Here is a 980-nt window from a genome sequence, read left to right as displayed (position 1 = left end):
TCTTTATTGGGAGATACATAATGAAAACCTTTCGTGATCAGCTGCAATGGCAAGCGCTCATTCTTGCGCAGCAACAAAGCGGCTTAAACATCAGCACTTATTGCAGTAAATACAAATTATCGACATCGAGTTTTTATGCTCACAAAAAGCGCTTGGCATCTACTGAGAGCGCTTTCGTTTGTGCCAACATTTCACAACACAAAGTCACCGAGCATAAAGTGACCCAACTCGAGCTCATGCAGCCACAAACTGCTATCGCGTTAGAGTTTGCTCATGCCAAGTTGCATTTACCTCACTCAACCTCGCCGAGTTTTCTCGCGCAATTATTGCGAGAACTCACCTCATGAAAATGTTTATCGAGCCGCCTGCCATTTATTTGCATCGTGATGCCGTGGATTTTCGTAAATCCATCGATGGTCTCGTAACCATTGTTGAAGCTGAATTAGCACATGATGCCTATACTGGCGCACTATTTTTGTTTTGTAATAAGGCTAAAAATAAGCTCAAATTGCTTTACTGGGATAAAACAGGATTTGCCCTTTGGTATAAGCGACTAGAAAAACAAAAATTTAAATGGCCAAATAAGGTTGACCATCAAGCCTACTGTTTAACTGAGCAGCAGCTTTCATGGCTGTTATCAGGCTTTGATGTGATTGGGCATCAATCACTACACTATCAGTCTTTGCGTTGAACCTACGGGGAGAGCGATCTTTTTTCAGTGAAGGATCGTTGACAGCAACTCTACCACGGATTGATGGCTAACATCTTATAACGCTTGCCATTTCTGATACACTGCGGGCATGAAAACCTTACCTCATGAATTACCCGACGACCCAGCACAACTCAAGCAAATGCTGCTTGAGTTGCAACAAGCGTTGGCCGAAAAAGATGCCCTGATTGCTGAGCAAAGTGCGCAAATTCATGAACTATTAGCCCAATACAACGCTAGGTTGGCCAGAGAGTTTGCTAAAAAATCAGAA

2 protein-coding genes and 1 pseudogene are annotated in these 980 nt (G+C 43.0%); all 3 read left to right on the top strand.

Translation table 11 applies throughout. The features are described from left to right. A partial coding sequence (gene tnpA / locus IEY42_RS22185; protein ID WP_229780268.1) for an IS66 family insertion sequence element accessory protein TnpA occupies window positions 1-347 on the top strand: 347 nt, incomplete at its 5' end. Further along, window positions 344-691 carry an IS66 family insertion sequence element accessory protein TnpB gene (gene tnpB, locus IEY42_RS22180; protein ID WP_188927329.1) on the top strand — a complete coding sequence of 116 codons (348 nt, stop codon included), beginning with the start codon at window positions 344-346 and terminating at the stop codon, window positions 689-691. The genes tnpA and tnpB, both read left to right, overlap by 4 nt. A 109-nt stretch (window positions 692-800) precedes the next feature. Beyond that, window positions 801-980 (top strand): annotated as a pseudogene (locus IEY42_RS22175) (IS66 family transposase); the annotation flags it as partial.

Origin of the sequence: Shewanella algicola, assembly GCF_014648035.1 — a bacterium.
GTDB classification, from domain to species: Bacteria; Pseudomonadota; Gammaproteobacteria; order Enterobacterales; family Shewanellaceae; genus Shewanella; species Shewanella algicola.
Note: the sequence above shows the minus strand (reverse complement) of the source record. Positions and strands in the feature narration are given on the sequence as shown.